Below are 14,594 nucleotides of genomic sequence, written 5' to 3'. Positions count from 1 at the left end.
CACAGGTCAATGGTAGCGAGTTGGGGAAGTGCGCTAGAATCTCTACCTATCCCATTCAAAGATAAACACGCCATGTTTGAAAACTTTCGACAGCAATTGACCCACAATGGATTTACCAGCCAAGAAGTTGATCAACTGATTCTGTCAGCACGACAACTTGAGCTGCCGACCCGTCATATCCTGCTACATCAAGGGCAGGTGGCAGAAGAGATCTATTTTCTCGTATCAGGTATCTGTCATTCATGTTACTTGACGGAAAAAGGCAAAGAGTTCAGCAAAGAGTTCTATTGGGAAAATGACTGGCTTATCGGTTTTGAAAGCCTAATCAAACAGCAGGCCTCACCTTATCTACTCGAATCTCTTACGCCCTGCACCATGATTTCTCTCCCTATTGCCGCCCTCCGTCAGTGGCGAGATGAAAAACACAGCATTTACCTAAAGCTGCTCGAAACTCAGTTAATGTATAAAGAAAACAAAGAACGATTTATGCTGCTCTACAGCCCGGAGGAACGTTACCAACTTTTCTGCCAGCATTACCCCGAATTGCTTGAACGGCTCAATGACTATCAAGTCGCTGCTTACCTAGGCATCACACCAATCAGCTTGAGTCGTATCAAAAATCGCCACCAAAATTAACAATTGTTAATGTCGCCAAGCGATTGAGTTGCTACATTCGCCTTAACAGATATCAACAAGGCAAAACACCTATGGTCACTTGGCTACTAACTCCCTTTTCACAGCTGACAACCACTCAGCTTTATCAACTACTTAAACTCAGAGTGGATGTATTTGTCGTTGAGCAAACATGCCCATACCCCGAGCTGGATGACAAAGATCATCAAGAGGGTGTATATCATCTACTTGGTTATAAAGATGGGCTGTTGGTTGCGTGCGCTCGGTTGATACCGAAGGGATTAAGCTATCCAAGTGTCAGCATTGGACGCGTTGCTACCTTAGCAAGCCATAGAGGTGGCGGGCTTGGCCATCAGTTACTCAAGCAAGCATTGGCTGGGTGTGAATCTTTGTGGCCAGGAGAGAAAATAGAGATTGGTGCACAAGAGCATCTGGCTGACTTTTATCAGCAACATGGCTTTGTCCAAACCTCAGATATGTATCTTGAAGACGATATCCCACATATTGATATGAAGTTGGACAAATAGACGTGGCAGCTTCAGCGACCTATGTCGCGATCCTCCTGCTTATCGTAGGCAACTTAGCGGCATCTTTGTCTGATGTCGCAGTAAAATTACTGGATGGTGATGTGTCTACCTTCCAGTATGTTTTCGTTCGCCAACTGCTTTCAACTTTAGTGATCTTTCCCTTTTGGTGGCAACAAAAGCCGACTCAGAAAAAGCTCTATAGCCCAGGTCTCAACTTATTCCGTGCACAACTGATATTGATTGGCAGTGGATGCATGGTCATTGCCATCACTCACCTGACCCTAGCGACGGCAAACGCAGTCTTTTATGCCGCCCCTTTATTGATGCTACCGCTAGCTGTATTGCTTCTAGGAGAGAAAATCGCTTGGACGCGTGCGGCCGCATCACTGTTCGGTTTTGTCGGTGTATTAGTGGTTCTCAGGCCTTCAGAATTTCATTGGGCGGCGACGTTTGCCTTAGGAACAACGTTAACTCTGGCACTCTTCAACGTCACTGCGCGTAAATTACCGGCGGAACAGACCATCATCAGCACGTTATTTTGGACATCATTGCTATCTCTGCCTCTCTCATCGGTATTAGCCTTGATTTACTGGGCGCCGATAACCTATCAGCAAATCATGCTGATTTTGGCAAGTGCTGGATTAATTTTGAGTTACAACGGATTGGCGGTCATGGCTTATCGACGAGCGCCAGCAAGCCAGATTTCTGTAGCAGAAAATTCAGGGTTAGTATTCGTCGTTATTATTGGCGTGGTTTATTTTGACGAAGTGCCAGACTGGCTGACAGTGATAGGGATAACCATGATTATGCTACCCCTTGCCCCGTGGCAAACACTGATAAAAAGCGGAAGGATGAGTTACTTACTGCGACCAAAGCCACCGTCAGAAAGACGGAAGAACATAACAGACTGATTGTTCTTTTCGAGTTGAAGGATATCCAATTGCCCATTCTCCGCTAACTTAAAGCGGACAAGCTGCCCTTGCTTAATTTGGCTTAGAGGTTTGTCCGCACCTTCTACTTTTACTAAAGCGTTGAGATCCGCCATTGCTAAACCATTGCTGCGAAACACTTGCGCCAATGTATCACCACTCTTAACCTGATACTCCTTCCAAGTGTCAGAAGCCAGTGATTGCTGCTGTCTGCTTTGTTGCTCGCTCAAACTACGTGTATCAATGTCAATCTCGACTCGTTGGACTGGCGAGGTTTGTAATTTAGTACCACCCGTCGAATCGGGTAACGGAATCACCAATAAAACCAGCAAGACAGGCACTAAGATCATTAAACCACGTTGGTGAAGTTTAGGAAGCAGGTTCCAGCGTTGTAGGACTGCACCCTTTAGTTTGAGCCAATCAATAGCACTAAACTTTTTCTTCACTACATCAACGTAATCAACTTGCTGCTGTTTTTTCTTTTTTCTGCGATTCATCGCACCTTGTCTCCAAACGGGTTTCGCTCTAAGTATAAAAAACCAAGCCCCCATGAGTATAGGAATTTTCGCTCAACAAAGTAATCGCTGGGTCAAAACTTGCTATCAAGTCATAGAAAGTCGATCTTAATCTCACATTCCCCTACTCGACAGACTATATGGGAACGACCGTTTCATCATAGCGCCATTACTGGTATCCTTTACTGCTTTATACACCATACAAAGAGAGACATCATGTCTGAAGTTAAATTTGACACTGTAGAGCAAAAAGCTAGCTACGGTATCGGTCTACAGATGGGTCAGCAACTTGCTGGTTCTGGTCTAGAAGGTCTAAACGTAGACGCCATCGCTGCCGGTATCGCTACAGCACTAGTTGGTGAGCAACCAGCTATCGAAATCGACGAGATCAACAACGCTCTTCAAGAGCTACACACTCGTGTTGAAGCTGCACGCCAAGAAGCAGCAAAGGCAGCTGCTGCAGACGGCGAAGCGTTCCTAAAAGATAACGCTCTACGTCCAGAAGTAACGGTTCTTGAATCTGGTCTTCAATACGAAGTGATCACTGAAGGTACTGGTGAAATCCCAACTTCAGACAAGCAAGTTCGCGTTCACTACCACGGTGAGCTAACTGACGGTACCGTTTTCGACAGCTCAGTATCTCGCGGTCAACCAGCTGAGTTCCCAGTGACTGGCGTTATCAAAGGTTGGGTTGAAGCACTACAACTGATGCCTGTTGGTTCAAAGTGGAAACTATACATCCCACAAGATCTTGCATACGGTGAACGTGGCGCTGGCGCTGCAATTCCACCATTTGCAGCTCTAGTATTTGAAGTAGAACTACTAGATATCCTTTAATTTCCAGCAAATTAAAGCGAACAAAACGGCGGCCATTGTGTCGCCGTTTTTTATGTATGATACTTATTCGACAGATCTATCAATGATCTCGTTTTATTAAGGAAAGAAGATAAATAAGAAAATTGTACTGGTAGCGATCGTGAGCATGGCGTTAATGGGATGCCAAACTAAATCAGGTAGCAACACCAACGCAGGCAGTGATAATGCCTACAGCAGCTTAGCAAATGCCGCTTTAATGGGCGCGGTTCAGACATGGTCTTCACAAAATAGAGGCAGCACCGATTTAGTTTCTACACTGCAAAATAGTGCCAACATTTCTTCTGAACAAGCCATTGGCGGTCTAGGCTCAATGTTAGCGCTGGCGCAAAACTCGCTTAATAGCAGTCAAAGCAATGAAATGGCGGGGTTGATATCTGGTTTTGACTCTCTACAATCAAGCGGCTTAACAGCAATGATTGCCAATAATGAAACAGTTAAAAGTGCATTCTCAGCATTAGGCATGGACCCATCGCTCATCTCTACCTTTGCTCCAATTATTATCAGCGCACTGCAGAGCCAAGGAGCAAGTAATGGACTGCTGGATAGCTTAGGGGCTGTTTGGCAGTAGCGAGTAGCGAGTAGCGAGTAGCGAGTAGCGAGTAGCGAGTAGCGAGTAGCGAGTAGCGAGTAGCGAGTAGCGAGTAGCGATAAATTTGAAGGGTTGGCACACTAGGTCAATCTTTTTTATACCGCGATAGTTGGGCGACTATCTCAAGCACTTTTCGGCAACAAACATTCCATTAGAAAATAAATCCGATACGTTTATGTCTGCCAGAAACAAAAAAGCCGAGCATATGCTCGGCTTTTTCGTTCGTACGAACCTGATTACTCAGCAGCTTCTTCAGCAGCTGGGCGATCTACAAGCTCAATGTAAGCCATTGGAGCTTTGTCACCAGCACGGAAGCCAGCTTTTAGGATACGAGTGTAACCGCCCTGACGAGCAGCGAAACGTGGACCTAGTTCGTTAAATAGTTTTGCAACTACTTCGTTGTCACGAGTACGTGCAAATGCTAGACGACGGTTAGCAACGCTGTCAGTCTTAGCTAGTGTAATCAAAGGCTCAACTACGCGACGTAGCTCTTTTGCTTTTGGCAGTGTAGTCTTGATAACTTCATGACGTACTAGAGAGCTAGCCATGTTGCTAAACATCGCTTTACGATGTGAGCTGTTGCGGTTGAGTTGACGACCACTCTTACGATGGCGCATGACCTAATCCTTCTAACTATTATCGATTAATCTTCAGCGATAGACGCTGGTGGCCAGTTCTCAAGGCGCATGCCAAGAGAAAGACCACGTGATGCAAGTACGTCTTTAATCTCAGTAAGAGATTTTTTACCAAGGTTAGGCGTTTTAAGTAGCTCAACCTCAGTACGCTGTACAAGATCACCGATGTAGTGAATCGCTTCTGCTTTCAGACAGTTAGCAGAGCGAACTGTTAGTTCAAGATCGTCTACAGGACGCAGTAGGATCGGATCGAATTCTGGCTTCTCTTCCTTCTCCTCAGGTACACGTACATCACGAAGATCTACGAACGCATCCAATTGTTCAGCTAGGATAGTAGCTGCACGACGGATTGCTTCCTCAGGGTCTAGAGTACCGTTCGTTTCCATGTCGATAACAAGCTTGTCTAGGTCTGTACGCTGCTCTACACGAGCCGCTTCAACAGAGTAAGCAATCTTGTCTACTGGGCTGTACGTAGCGTCAACCAGTAGGCGACCAATAGGACGCTCATCTTCTTCAGTATGGATACGAGCCGAAGCTGGAACATAACCACGACCACGTTCAACTTTGATACGCATTGCGATCTCAGCGTTGTCATCTGTTAGGTGACAAATTACGTGTTCAGGGTTAGCGATCTCTACATCACCATCATGGGTGATGTCACCTGCAACCACAGGGCCCGAGCCTGATTTATTCAAAGTAATGAACACTTCATCTTTGCCTTCGGCAACGCGTACAGCAAGACCTTTAAGGTTAAGTAGGATTTCAAGAATATCTTCTTGAACGCCTTCTTTAGTGCTGTACTCATGAAGTACGCCTTCGATTTCTACTTCTGTTACAGCACAACCTGGCATAGAAGATAGAAGAATACGGCGAAGTGCATTACCAAGAGTATGGCCAAAACCACGCTCTAATGGCTCAAGAGTTACTTTTGCGTGAGTCGTGCTAACCTGTTCGATGTCAACAAGACGTGGCTTAAGAAATTCTGTTACAGAACCCTGCATTGTGTCCTCTCTTTAGTTTAAACCTTACTTAGAGTAAAGCTCGACGATCAATTGTTCGTTGATGTCAGCAGATAGATCTGAACGCTCAGGCAGACGCTTGAACGTACCTTCCATCTTACCACCATCTACTTCAATCCAAGTTGGTTTTTCACGTTGTTCAGCAACTTCTAGAGCAGCCTTGATACGAGATTGCTGTTTAGCTTTCTCGCGGATAGAAACAACGTCATTAGCCGCAACATTGAAAGAAGGAACGTTTACAACTTTACCGTTAACTAGGATAGCTTTGTGGCTAACTAGCTGACGTGCTTCTGCGCGAGTTGCACCAAAGCCCATGCGGTAAACTACGTTATCAAGACGACCTTCAAGAAGCTGAAGTAGGTTTTCACCAGTGTTGCCTTTTAGGCGAGCAGCTTCTTTGTAGTAGTTACGGAATTGTTTTTCTAGAACGCCGTACATACGACGAACTTTTTGCTTCTCACGAAGCTGAACGCCATACTCAGATAGACGACCGCGACGAGCGCCGTGTACACCTGGTGCGTTATCAATTTTACACTTGGTATCGATCGCGCGTACACCAGACTTAAGGAATAAGTCAGTACCTTCGCGACGGCTAAGCTTCAGCTTAGGACCCAAATATCTTGCCATGATCTTTCTCCAGTAATCTAAAAAACGTTATACACGACGTTTCTTAGGTGGACGACAACCGTTATGAGGGATTGGTGTAGCATCAACGATGTTTGTGATGCGGAAACCAGCAGCGTTCAGTGCGCGAACAGTAGATTCACGACCTGGACCTGGACCCTTAACCATAACTTCCAAGTTCTTTAGACCGTACTCTTTAGCCATTTCAGCACAACGCTCAGCAGCAACCTGTGCAGCGAACGGAGTAGACTTACGAGAACCACGGAAACCTGAACCACCTGCAGTAGCCCATGCTAGAGCGTTACCTTGACGGTCAGTAATAGTTACGATTGTGTTATTGAAAGAAGCATGGATGTGCGCAACGCCATCTGCAACTTGCTTGCGTACGCGCTTACGAGCGCGAGTTGGTTGTTTAGCCATTGTACTCTACCTTCCCGATTATTTCTTGATCGGCTTACGCGGACCCTTACGGGTGCGAGCATTGGTTTTAGTACGCTGTCCACGTAGTGGTAGACTGCGACGATGACGAAGACCACGGTAACAGCCAAGGTCCATAAGACGCTTGATGTTCATTGATACTTCACGACGTAGATCACCTTCTACAGTGTACTTAGCTACACCATCACGCAGTTGATCGATCTGCTCTTCAGTTAGTTCACTGATCTTAACATCTTCAGCAATGCCCACTTCAGCTAGGATAGCTTGAGAGCGAGTCTTACCGATGCCGTAGATCGCAGTTAGTGCGATTACAGCATGTTTTTGATCAGGAATGTTAATGCCTGCAATACGGGCCATTATTCACTCCTAGTGTTTCATAAAAGAATTAGCCGCAGCAAAGCCCGTTTCGGATACGCTGCGGAATACTACTTCTTTTGCACGCAAAAGGTAGGCCGAGGAATATACTCGACACTACCTTATATTTCAAGTAAAAATTTCTGCTAATTAGCCTTGGCGCTGCTTGTGCTTTGGCTCACTGCAAATCACGCGAACGACACCGTTACGCTTGATAACTTTACAGTTACGGCAGATTTTTTTAACGGAAGCACGAACTTTCATTGCTAAACTCCGTAAATGAAACCTAAATTAACGACCGTAGCCTTTTAGGTTTGCCTTTTTCAACACAGAATCATACTGTTGAGACATCAGATGAGTCTGTACCTGTGCCATAAAGTCCATAATTACAACAACTACGATAAGTAGCGATGTACCGCCGAAGTAGAAACGTACGTTCCACGCGACCATCATGAACTCCGGAATCAGACAGATAAAGGTAATGTAAAGCGCACCAGCAAGGGTTAAACGCGTCATTACTTTATCAATATACTTAGCTGTCTGCTCACCTGGGCGGATGCCGGGTACGAATGCACCTGACTTCTTCAAGTTATCTGCTGTTTCACGCGGGTTGAATACCAACGCCGTGTAGAAGAAACAGAAGAAAATTATCGCTGCTGCATAAAGCATTACATACAGAGGCTGACCTGGGCTAAGAGCCAAAGACACGTCAGTTAACCAACCGAACGCGCTGCTCTCACCATTCTGACCAAACCACTGAGCCAGTGTTCCTGGGAACAGGATAATGCTTGACGCAAAGATTGCTGGAATAACACCTGCCATATTAATTTTAAGTGGCAAGTGAGTGCTTTGTGCAGCAAATACCTTACGACCTTGTTGACGCTTCGCGTAGTTTACAACGATTCGACGTTGACCACGCTCCATGAAAACAACGAAGTAGATAACTGCAAAAGCAAGTACAGCAATCAACAACAGAAGAAGTACATGCAATTCACCTTGACGCGCTTGCTCGATTGTTTGACCGATTGCAGAAGGCAATCCAGCAACAATACCTGCAAAGATAAGTAACGAAATACCGTTACCAATTCCACGCTCAGTAATTTGTTCACCTAACCACATTAGGAACATGGTGCCGGTTACTAAACTTACGGTAGCAATAAGCGTAAACATGGTTTGGTTGATAACAACCAGATTATCGACCATGTTCGGTAGGCCTGTTGCGATACCTATAGCCTGGAATGTTGCAAGTACAAGCGTGCCGTAGCGTGTGTATTGGCTGATCTTACGACGGCCTGCTTCACCCTCTTTTTTGAGTTCAGCTAACGCTGGATGAACTACAGTTAGCAGTTGGACAACAATAGATGCCGAAATATACGGCATGATGCCCAACGCTAATATAGATGCACGCTCAAGAGCACCACCGGAGAACATGTTAAACATTTCTACGATGGTACCTTTTTGCTGTTCGAACAAATCGGCAAGTACAGCAGCGTCAATACCAGGAATCGGCACGAAAGAGCCGGCTCGGAATACTAAAAGTGCACCAATTACGAATAATAAGCGCGACTTTAGTTCACTTAAGCCGCTCTGAGCACTACGAAAATCTTGTCCTGGTTTCTTAGCCATCTGTACCTCGTTCCTCGAGATTATTCCTCGATTTTACCGCCTGCAGCTTCGATTGCAGCTTTAGCGCCTTTAGTCACACGTAGACCTTTAACAGTCACTGCTTTGTTAATTTCACCAGATAGAACAACTTTTACGAATTCGATGTTCTTAGTGATAACGTTAGCAGCTTTAAGGCTGTTTAGATCTACTACGTCACCAGTTACTTTCGCTAGCTCAGCTAGACGAACTTCAGCAGACACTAGGCTCTTACGAGAAGTGAAACCGAATTTTGGTAGACGTTGTTTTAGAGGCATCTGACCGCCTTCAAAACCTGGACGAACAGTGCCGCCAGAGCGTGACTTTTGACCTTTGTGGCCGCGGCCACCAGTTTTACCTAGGCCAGAACCGATACCACGACCTACACGTTTAGCAGTAGTCTTAGCACCAGCAGCTGGTGATAGAGTATTCAAACGCATTCTGATTACTCCTCAACTTTAACCATGTAGTAAACCTTGTTGATCATACCGCGTACGCACGGAGTATCTTCAAGTTCTACTGTGTGGTTGATTTTACGAAGACCTAGACCACGAAGCGTAGCTTTGTGCTTAGGTAGACGACCAATTGAGCTTTTAGTTTGAGTTACTTTAATAGTTGCCATGGTGTTCTTACTCCGAAATAGATTCAACAGTTAGACCACGTTTAGCAGCAACCATCTCTGGTGACTTCATGCTACCTAGTGCATCGATCGTAGCACGAACGATGTTGATAGGGTTCGTAGAACCGTATGCTTTAGATAGAACGTTGTGTACACCAGCAACTTCTAGTACTGCACGCATCGCACCACCTGCGATAACACCAGTACCTTCAGCAGCAGGCTGCATGTAAACTTTAGAGCCCGAATGGCGACCTTTCACTGGGTGGTGAAGGGTACCTTCGTTAAGCGCGACCGTAGTCATGTTACGACGAGCTTTTTCCATTGCTTTTTGGATCGCTGCAGGTACTTCACGAGCTTTGCCGTAACCGAAACCTACACGACCGTTACCGTCACCAACTACTGTTAGCGCAGTAAAGCTCATGATTCGACCACCTTTAACCGTTTTAGAAACGCGGTTAACTGCGATTAGCTTTTCTTGCAAATCATTCGCTTGAACTTGTTGTTCTTTAGCCATCTTCCAACCCTACCTTAGAATTTCAGACCAGCTTCGCGAGCAGATTCTGCTAGCGCCGCCACTCGACCGTGGTATTGGAAACCAGAACGATCAAATGCAACTGCTTCTACGCCTTTTTCAAGAGCGCGCTCAGCAACAGCTTTACCTACTGCTTTAGCTGCATCGATGTTACCAGTGTTCTTAACTTGCTCACGGATCGCTTTTTCTACAGTAGAAGCTGCTGCGATAACCTCAGAGCCGTTAGCTGCAATAACCTGAGCGTACACGTGACGAGGAGTACGGTGTACTACTAGGCGAGTTGCACCCAGTTCTGCAATCTTACGACGTGCGCGTGTAGCACGACGGATGCGAGATGCTTTCTTATCCATAGTGTTACCTTACTTCTTCTTAGCTTCTTTAGTACGCACATTTTCATCTGCGTAACGAACACCTTTACCTTTGTAAGGTTCAGGCTCACGGTAAGAACGAATGTCAGCCGCAACCTGACCAACAAGTTGTTTGTCACAACCAGTGATCACGATTTCAGTTTGGCTTGGACACTCAGCTTTAATACCCTCTGGCAATTCATGCTCAACAGGGTGAGAGAAGCCTAGAGTTAGACCTACAGCGTTGCCTTTGATAGCAGCACGGTAACCAACACCCTTAAGGGTAAGCTTCTTAGTAAAGCCTTCAGTAACGCCAACAACCATGTTGTTAACTAGAGCGCGAGCAGTACCTGCTTGAGCCCATGCGTTAACTACACCTTCGCGTGGACCGAAAGTAAGATTGTTTTCTTCCTGAGCTACAACTACTGCGTCGTTAAGAACGCGAGATAGTTCGCCTTTAGCACCTTTTACAGTGATTTCTTGGCCGTTTAGTTTCACCTCTACGCCAGCTGGAATAGCGACAGGTGCTTTTGCAACACGAGACATATTCTACTCCTATTACGCTACGTAGCAGATGATTTCACCACCAAGACCTGCTTTACGTGCAGCACGGTCTGACATAAGACCCTTGGAAGTTGAAACGATAGCAACACCAAGACCACCCATTACAGAAGGAAGTTCATCTTTCTTCTTGTAAACACGTAGACCTGGACGAGAAACACGTTTAAGTTGCTCGATTACTGGTTTAGCTTGGAAGTACTTAAGAGTAACTTCAAGCTCAGGTTTAACTTCGCCTTCAACAGCGAAATCAGTGATGTAACCTTCAGCTTTTAGTAGTGCAGCAATTGCAACTTTAAGCTTTGAAGAAGGCATTTTAACAGCAACTTTGTTTGCTGCCTGACCGTTACGAACGCGGGTCAGCATATCCGAAATCGGATCTTGCATGCTCATATGATTTACTCCAAATGATTAAGTGGCAATTACCAGCTAGCCTTACGAAGACCCGGAATCTCGCCTTTCATGCAAGCTTCACGAACCTTAATACGGCTTAGACCGAACTTACGTAGGTAACCGTGTGGACGACCAGTTTGGTTGCAACGGTTGCGCTGACGTGATGCACTTGAATCACGTGGAAGAGATTGCAGTTTAAGAACCGCATTCCAACGATCTTCTTCTGATGCGTTTACATCGCTAATGATAGCTTTAAGCGCTGCACGCTTTTCAGCGAACTTAGCTACAAGCTTCGCACGTTTTGCTTCACGTGCTTTCATTGAATTTTTAGCCATAACAGTAACCCTTCACCTTACTTACGGAATGGGAAGTTAAAGGCAGCCAGCAGAGCACGGCCTTCCTCATCAGTACCAGCAGACGTCGTAATAGTGATGTCTAGACCGCGTACTCGATCAACTTTATCAAAGTCGATTTCCGGGAAGATGATTTGCTCGCGAACGCCCATGCTGTAGTTACCGCGTCCGTCAAAAGACTTAGCGCTAACGCCACGGAAGTCACGTACACGTGGAAGAGCGATTGAAATTAAACGCTCAAGAAAATCCCACATACGTTCGCCACGCAAGGTTACTTTACAACCGATAGGGTAGCCTTCACGGATTTTGAAACCTGCAACAGATTTACGCGCTTTAGTGATAAGTGGCTTTTGACCAGAGATCGTTGCCATATCAGCAGCTGCGTTTTCTAGCAGTTTCTTATCGTTGATTGCTTCACCAACACCCATGTTTAGGGTGATTTTCTCGATTCTAGGGACTTGCATGACGCTTGTGTAGCTAAACTGTTTGGTCAGTTCAGCGACTACAGACGACTTGTAGTAATCATGCAGTTTCGCCATAGTAGAACTCCAAATTACTTCTATTAGTTAGAAACGATTTCGTTGTTAGATTTAAAGAAACGAACTTTCTTACCATCTTCAAAACGGAAACCGATACGGTCAGCTTTACCAGTAGCTGCGTTAAAGATTGCAACGTTAGAAGCATCAATAGCTGCTTCTTGTTCAACGATGCCACCTTGTTGACCTAGAGCCGGAACCGGCTTTTGGTGCTTCTTAACAAGGTTGATACCTTCAACGATAACTTTACCAGTTGCTAGAACCTTAGTTACTTTACCTTTCTTGCCTTTGTCTTTACCAGCAAGAACGATTACTTCGTCATTACGACGGATTTTAGCTGCCATTTCTACGTGCTCCTTACAGAACTTCTGGAGCCAGTGAAACGATCTTCATGAACTTATCGCCACGAAGCTCACGTGTCACAGGGCCAAAGATACGTGTACCGATAGGTTGCTCAGTATTGTCATTAAGCAATACACAAGCATTACGGTCGAAGCGAATGACAGAACCGTCTGGACGACGAACGCCTTTGCGAGTGCGCACGACAACCGCCTTCAGAACATCACCTTTCTTAACTTTACCGCGAGGAATAGCTTCCTTCACAGTAACTTTGATGACGTCACCGATATGTGCATAACGGCGGTGTGAGCCACCCAGGACCTTAATACACATTACCTTGCGCGCGCCAGAGTTATCAGCTGCGTCAAGTGTACTTTGCATTTGGATCATTGTTAGTGCTCCGCTAAATATTAATAACTAGACCCATCACGGGTCGGGCTGCCTCTTTAAAAGGGACGCGAATTGTACCACCCTTTTTTGTGATTGGGTAGTCAAAAAATAAACGGCCCCAAAATAATTTTGGAGCCGTTTAATTTCATAGAATTAGCTAAGGATTAACCTTTCACTTTTTCTAGAACTTTTACCAAAGTCCAAGACTTAGTCTTAGACAGTGGACGACACTCTGCGATTTCAACTTTGTCGCCTAGGCCACATTCGTTGTTTTCGTCATGTGCGTGTACTTTAGTCGTACGCTTTACGAATTTACCGTAAATTGGGTGTTTAACCATGCGTTCGATAGCAACAACGATAGACTTGTCCATCTTGTCGCTAACTACACGACCTTGTTGAGTACGTTTTACTTCGCTCATTATGCGCCTGCCTTCTCAGTCAAAACAGTTTTCACACGTGCGATATCACGGCGTACAGCTTTCAGAGTATGAGTTTGCTGTAGCTGACCAGTTGCAGCTTGCATGCGCAAGTTGAACTGTTCGCGTAGCAAATTCAATAGCTCAGCGTTAAGCTCTTCAACGCTTTTCTCGCGTAGATCTTGTGCTTTCATCACATCACCTGCTTAGTTACAAATGTAGTTTTGAATGGCAGTTTGCGAGCCGCTAGACGGAACGCTTCACGAGCCAATTCTTCAGGTACACCACCCATTTCGTACATAACCTTACCAGGTTGGATTTGGGCTACCCAGTACTCAACGTTACCTTTACCCTTACCTTGACGAACTTCAAGTGGTTTTTCTGTGATAGGTTTGTCTGGGAACACACGGATCCAGATTTTACCTTGACGCTTAACGTGACGTGTCATTGCACGACGTGCCGCTTCGATTTGACGAGCAGTTAGACGACCACGGCCTACAGCTTTAAGACCGAATTCGCCGAAGCTTACATCAGTACCTTTAGCTAGACCACGGTTACGACCAGTCTGAACCTTACGGAACTTAGTACGTTTAGGTTGTAGCATCTGTCGACTCCTTACTTACGGCCTTTGCGCTGCTTCTTAGGCTTATCGCCTTTAGGCTCTACAGCGTTAGCTGCTGGCATACCGCCTAGAATCTCACCTTTGAAGATCCAAACTTTAATGCCGATCACACCGTATTGGGTGTGAGCCGAAGAAGTTGCGTAATCAATGTCAGCACGTAGAGTGTGTAGAGGTACACGACCTTCACGGTACCACTCAGAACGTGCGATTTCAGCGCCGCCTAGACGACCGCTTACTTCTACTTTGATGCCTTTAGCGCCTAGACGCATAGCGTTTTGTACCGCGCGCTTCATAGCACGACGGAACATAACACGACGCTCTAGCTGAGACGCGATGCTATCACCAACAAGCTGTGCATCTAACTCAGGTTTACGTACTTCAGCGATGTTAATTTGCGCTGGTACACCTGCGATTTTAGCTACAGCTGCACGTAGTTTTTCTACGTCTTCACCTTTCTTACCGATTACTACGCCTGGACGAGCAGTGTGAATAGTCACACGGATGCTCTTAGCAGGACGCTCGATAACGATGCGTGAAAGTGATGCTTTTTTCAGTTCACTTGTAAGGAACTGACGTACCTTGAAGTCGCCGTCTAGGTTGTCAGCGAATTCTTTGGTGTTAGCAAACCATGTAGCATTCCAAGGCTTAACGATGCCTAAACGAATACCATTAGGATGTACTTTTTGACCCATTGCTTACTCTCCTAGTC

General features: G+C 45.7%; 27 protein-coding genes. 5 read left to right on the top strand and 22 right to left on the bottom strand.

Going from position 1 to position 14,594, the window contains the following annotated elements; translation table 11 throughout:
• The first annotated feature begins 72 nt into the window (after window positions 1–72).
• The 3 genes from QTN95_RS14460 (at window position 73) to QTN95_RS14450 (ending at window position 2,071) form a co-directional block, all read left to right on the top strand.
• Window positions 73–636 carry a Crp/Fnr family transcriptional regulator gene (locus QTN95_RS14460; RefSeq protein WP_331417955.1) on the top strand — a complete coding sequence of 188 codons (564 nt, stop codon included), beginning with the start codon at window positions 73–75 and terminating at the stop codon, window positions 634–636.
• A gap of 71 nt (window positions 637–707) precedes the next feature.
• Entirely contained in the window at window positions 708–1,160 is a 453-nt protein-coding gene (locus tag QTN95_RS14455) for a GNAT family N-acetyltransferase (RefSeq protein WP_138972791.1), read from the top strand.
• A gap of 2 nt (window positions 1,161–1,162) precedes the next feature.
• Window positions 1,163–2,071: a DMT family transporter gene (locus QTN95_RS14450; protein ID WP_331417938.1), complete on the top strand. Its 909-nt coding sequence runs from the start codon at window positions 1,163–1,165 to the stop codon at window positions 2,069–2,071.
• On the opposite strand, the gene QTN95_RS14445 is transcribed toward QTN95_RS14450, so the two are convergent.
• On the bottom strand, window positions 2,017–2,586 hold the full coding sequence (locus tag QTN95_RS14445; protein WP_331417937.1) for a LysM-like peptidoglycan-binding domain-containing protein: 570 nt from the start codon (window positions 2,584–2,586) through the stop codon (window positions 2,017–2,019). The genes QTN95_RS14450 and QTN95_RS14445 overlap by 55 nt on opposite strands.
• 234 nt (window positions 2,587–2,820) lie before the next feature.
• Here QTN95_RS14445 and QTN95_RS14440 point away from each other — a divergent pair, with 234 nt between their 5' ends.
• Window positions 2,821–3,441, top strand: coding sequence for an FKBP-type peptidyl-prolyl cis-trans isomerase (locus QTN95_RS14440; RefSeq protein WP_138972788.1), 621 nt, complete (start codon window positions 2,821–2,823; stop codon window positions 3,439–3,441).
• Between the two features lie 109 nt (window positions 3,442–3,550).
• On the top strand, window positions 3,551–4,048 hold the full coding sequence (locus tag QTN95_RS14435) for a DUF2780 domain-containing protein (RefSeq protein ID WP_331417954.1): 498 nt from the start codon (window positions 3,551–3,553) through the stop codon (window positions 4,046–4,048).
• A 257-nt stretch (window positions 4,049–4,305) separates the two neighbouring features.
• On the opposite strand, the gene rplQ is transcribed toward QTN95_RS14435, so the two are convergent.
• The 21 genes from rplQ to rpsC form a co-directional block, all read right to left on the bottom strand.
• Window positions 4,306–4,686 (bottom strand): 50S ribosomal protein L17, encoded by a 381-nt coding sequence (gene rplQ, locus QTN95_RS14430; protein WP_005383141.1) that lies wholly within the window; start codon window positions 4,684–4,686, stop codon window positions 4,306–4,308.
• Between the two features lie 26 nt (window positions 4,687–4,712).
• A complete protein-coding gene (locus QTN95_RS14425) occupies window positions 4,713–5,705 on the bottom strand; it encodes a DNA-directed RNA polymerase subunit alpha (protein WP_004410407.1) in 993 nt (330 codons plus the stop codon).
• A 24-nt stretch (window positions 5,706–5,729) separates the two neighbouring features.
• Window positions 5,730–6,350, bottom strand: a complete 621-nt coding sequence (gene rpsD, locus QTN95_RS14420) for a 30S ribosomal protein S4 (RefSeq protein WP_138972785.1) — start codon at window positions 6,348–6,350, stop codon at window positions 5,730–5,732.
• A 27-nt stretch (window positions 6,351–6,377) separates the two neighbouring features.
• Window positions 6,378–6,767: a 30S ribosomal protein S11 gene (gene rpsK / locus QTN95_RS14415; RefSeq protein ID WP_001118870.1), complete on the bottom strand. Its 390-nt coding sequence runs from the start codon at window positions 6,765–6,767 to the stop codon at window positions 6,378–6,380.
• Between the two features lie 18 nt (window positions 6,768–6,785).
• A complete protein-coding gene (gene rpsM, locus QTN95_RS14410) occupies window positions 6,786–7,142 on the bottom strand; it encodes a 30S ribosomal protein S13 (protein WP_005450559.1) in 357 nt (118 codons plus the stop codon).
• Between the two features lie 147 nt (window positions 7,143–7,289).
• Window positions 7,290–7,403 (bottom strand): 50S ribosomal protein L36, encoded by a 114-nt coding sequence (gene rpmJ / locus QTN95_RS14405; protein WP_000868186.1) that lies wholly within the window; start codon window positions 7,401–7,403, stop codon window positions 7,290–7,292.
• A 27-nt stretch (window positions 7,404–7,430) separates the two neighbouring features.
• A complete protein-coding gene (secY, locus tag QTN95_RS14400) occupies window positions 7,431–8,765 on the bottom strand; it encodes a preprotein translocase subunit SecY (protein WP_004410423.1) in 1,335 nt (444 codons plus the stop codon).
• A 20-nt stretch (window positions 8,766–8,785) separates the two neighbouring features.
• Window positions 8,786–9,220: a 50S ribosomal protein L15 gene (gene rplO, locus QTN95_RS14395; RefSeq protein ID WP_138972784.1), complete on the bottom strand. Its 435-nt coding sequence runs from the start codon at window positions 9,218–9,220 to the stop codon at window positions 8,786–8,788.
• 5 nt (window positions 9,221–9,225) lie between these two features.
• Entirely contained in the window at window positions 9,226–9,402 is a 177-nt protein-coding gene (rpmD, locus tag QTN95_RS14390) for a 50S ribosomal protein L30 (RefSeq protein WP_000201159.1), read from the bottom strand.
• 7 nt (window positions 9,403–9,409) lie between these two features.
• Window positions 9,410–9,913 carry a 30S ribosomal protein S5 gene (gene rpsE / locus QTN95_RS14385; protein WP_138972783.1) on the bottom strand — a complete coding sequence of 168 codons (504 nt, stop codon included), beginning with the start codon at window positions 9,911–9,913 and terminating at the stop codon, window positions 9,410–9,412.
• A gap of 14 nt (window positions 9,914–9,927) precedes the next feature.
• A complete protein-coding gene (gene rplR, locus QTN95_RS14380) occupies window positions 9,928–10,281 on the bottom strand; it encodes a 50S ribosomal protein L18 (RefSeq protein ID WP_038175185.1) in 354 nt (117 codons plus the stop codon).
• Between the two features lie 9 nt (window positions 10,282–10,290).
• Window positions 10,291–10,824, bottom strand: a complete 534-nt coding sequence (gene rplF / locus QTN95_RS14375) for a 50S ribosomal protein L6 (protein WP_269377108.1) — start codon at window positions 10,822–10,824, stop codon at window positions 10,291–10,293.
• A gap of 12 nt (window positions 10,825–10,836) precedes the next feature.
• Complete coding sequence (rpsH, locus tag QTN95_RS14370; protein ID WP_006878391.1) at window positions 10,837–11,229, bottom strand: 30S ribosomal protein S8; 393 nt, start codon at window positions 11,227–11,229, stop codon at window positions 10,837–10,839.
• 29 nt (window positions 11,230–11,258) lie between these two features.
• A complete protein-coding gene (gene rpsN / locus QTN95_RS14365; RefSeq protein WP_006963211.1) occupies window positions 11,259–11,564 on the bottom strand; it encodes a 30S ribosomal protein S14 in 306 nt (101 codons plus the stop codon).
• Between the two features lie 17 nt (window positions 11,565–11,581).
• The gene (gene rplE / locus QTN95_RS14360) at window positions 11,582–12,121 is read right to left on the bottom strand and encodes a 50S ribosomal protein L5 (RefSeq protein ID WP_005450569.1); all 540 of its coding nucleotides are present in this window, start codon (window positions 12,119–12,121) and stop codon (window positions 11,582–11,584) included.
• Between the two features lie 23 nt (window positions 12,122–12,144).
• Window positions 12,145–12,462, bottom strand: a complete 318-nt coding sequence (gene rplX / locus QTN95_RS14355; protein ID WP_004745885.1) for a 50S ribosomal protein L24 — start codon at window positions 12,460–12,462, stop codon at window positions 12,145–12,147.
• A 13-nt stretch (window positions 12,463–12,475) separates the two neighbouring features.
• Entirely contained in the window at window positions 12,476–12,847 is a 372-nt protein-coding gene (gene rplN / locus QTN95_RS14350) for a 50S ribosomal protein L14 (protein ID WP_004745883.1), read from the bottom strand.
• Between the two features lie 164 nt (window positions 12,848–13,011).
• Entirely contained in the window at window positions 13,012–13,266 is a 255-nt protein-coding gene (gene rpsQ / locus QTN95_RS14345; protein WP_138972780.1) for a 30S ribosomal protein S17, read from the bottom strand.
• Window positions 13,266–13,457, bottom strand: a complete 192-nt coding sequence (gene rpmC, locus QTN95_RS14340; protein ID WP_004410456.1) for a 50S ribosomal protein L29 — start codon at window positions 13,455–13,457, stop codon at window positions 13,266–13,268. The genes rpsQ and rpmC overlap by 1 nt, the downstream gene beginning before the upstream one ends.
• Entirely contained in the window at window positions 13,457–13,867 is a 411-nt protein-coding gene (rplP, locus tag QTN95_RS14335) for a 50S ribosomal protein L16 (protein ID WP_005379577.1), read from the bottom strand. Before rplP ends, rpmC begins: the two co-directional genes overlap by 1 nt.
• 11 nt (window positions 13,868–13,878) lie before the next feature.
• Window positions 13,879–14,577, bottom strand: a complete 699-nt coding sequence (rpsC, locus tag QTN95_RS14330; RefSeq protein WP_114787361.1) for a 30S ribosomal protein S3 — start codon at window positions 14,575–14,577, stop codon at window positions 13,879–13,881.
• Between the last annotated feature and the right edge of the window lie 17 nt (window positions 14,578–14,594).

The organism is Vibrio sp. M260112 (assembly GCF_036533775.1).
Lineage (GTDB): Bacteria > Pseudomonadota > Gammaproteobacteria > Enterobacterales > Vibrionaceae > Vibrio.
This window is presented reverse-complemented; position numbering and strand designations above follow the sequence as displayed.

Excerpts from the sequence above, each read along its gene's own strand:
- QTN95_RS14460 (WP_331417955.1), top strand. The coding sequence starts at position 73 with ATGTTTGAAAACTTTCGACAGCAATTGACCCACAATGGATTTACCAGC.
- QTN95_RS14455 (WP_138972791.1), top strand. The coding sequence starts at position 708 with ATGGTCACTTGGCTACTAACTCCCTTTTCACAGCTGACAACCACTCAG.
- QTN95_RS14445 (WP_331417937.1), bottom strand. The coding sequence starts at position 2,586 with ATGAATCGCAGAAAAAAGAAAAAACAGCAGCAAGTTGATTACGTTGAT.
- QTN95_RS14440 (WP_138972788.1), top strand. The coding sequence starts at position 2,821 with ATGTCTGAAGTTAAATTTGACACTGTAGAGCAAAAAGCTAGCTACGGT.
- rplQ (WP_005383141.1), bottom strand. The coding sequence starts at position 4,686 with ATGCGCCATCGTAAGAGTGGTCGTCAACTCAACCGCAACAGCTCACAT.
- QTN95_RS14425 (WP_004410407.1), bottom strand. The coding sequence starts at position 5,705 with ATGCAGGGTTCTGTAACAGAATTTCTTAAGCCACGTCTTGTTGACATC.
- rpsD (WP_138972785.1), bottom strand. The coding sequence starts at position 6,350 with ATGGCAAGATATTTGGGTCCTAAGCTGAAGCTTAGCCGTCGCGAAGGT.
- rpsK (WP_001118870.1), bottom strand. The coding sequence starts at position 6,767 with ATGGCTAAACAACCAACTCGCGCTCGTAAGCGCGTACGCAAGCAAGTT.
- rpsM (WP_005450559.1), bottom strand. The coding sequence starts at position 7,142 with ATGGCCCGTATTGCAGGCATTAACATTCCTGATCAAAAACATGCTGTA.
- rpmJ (WP_000868186.1), bottom strand. The coding sequence starts at position 7,403 with ATGAAAGTTCGTGCTTCCGTTAAAAAAATCTGCCGTAACTGTAAAGTT.
- secY (WP_004410423.1), bottom strand. The coding sequence starts at position 8,765 with ATGGCTAAGAAACCAGGACAAGATTTTCGTAGTGCTCAGAGCGGCTTA.
- rplO (WP_138972784.1), bottom strand. The coding sequence starts at position 9,220 with ATGCGTTTGAATACTCTATCACCAGCTGCTGGTGCTAAGACTACTGCT.
- rpmD (WP_000201159.1), bottom strand. The coding sequence starts at position 9,402 with ATGGCAACTATTAAAGTAACTCAAACTAAAAGCTCAATTGGTCGTCTA.
- rpsE (WP_138972783.1), bottom strand. The coding sequence starts at position 9,913 with ATGGCTAAAGAACAACAAGTTCAAGCGAATGATTTGCAAGAAAAGCTA.
- rplR (WP_038175185.1), bottom strand. The coding sequence starts at position 10,281 with ATGGATAAGAAAGCATCTCGCATCCGTCGTGCTACACGCGCACGTCGT.
- rplF (WP_269377108.1), bottom strand. The coding sequence starts at position 10,824 with ATGTCTCGTGTTGCAAAAGCACCTGTCGCTATTCCAGCTGGCGTAGAG.
- rpsH (WP_006878391.1), bottom strand. The coding sequence starts at position 11,229 with ATGAGCATGCAAGATCCGATTTCGGATATGCTGACCCGCGTTCGTAAC.
- rpsN (WP_006963211.1), bottom strand. The coding sequence starts at position 11,564 with ATGGCTAAAAATTCAATGAAAGCACGTGAAGCAAAACGTGCGAAGCTT.
- rplE (WP_005450569.1), bottom strand. The coding sequence starts at position 12,121 with ATGGCGAAACTGCATGATTACTACAAGTCGTCTGTAGTCGCTGAACTG.
- rplX (WP_004745885.1), bottom strand. The coding sequence starts at position 12,462 with ATGGCAGCTAAAATCCGTCGTAATGACGAAGTAATCGTTCTTGCTGGT.
- rplN (WP_004745883.1), bottom strand. The coding sequence starts at position 12,847 with ATGATCCAAATGCAAAGTACACTTGACGCAGCTGATAACTCTGGCGCG.
- rpsQ (WP_138972780.1), bottom strand. The coding sequence starts at position 13,266 with ATGAGCGAAGTAAAACGTACTCAACAAGGTCGTGTAGTTAGCGACAAG.
- rpmC (WP_004410456.1), bottom strand. The coding sequence starts at position 13,457 with ATGAAAGCACAAGATCTACGCGAGAAAAGCGTTGAAGAGCTTAACGCT.
- rplP (WP_005379577.1), bottom strand. The coding sequence starts at position 13,867 with ATGCTACAACCTAAACGTACTAAGTTCCGTAAGGTTCAGACTGGTCGT.
- rpsC (WP_114787361.1), bottom strand. The coding sequence starts at position 14,577 with ATGGGTCAAAAAGTACATCCTAATGGTATTCGTTTAGGCATCGTTAAG.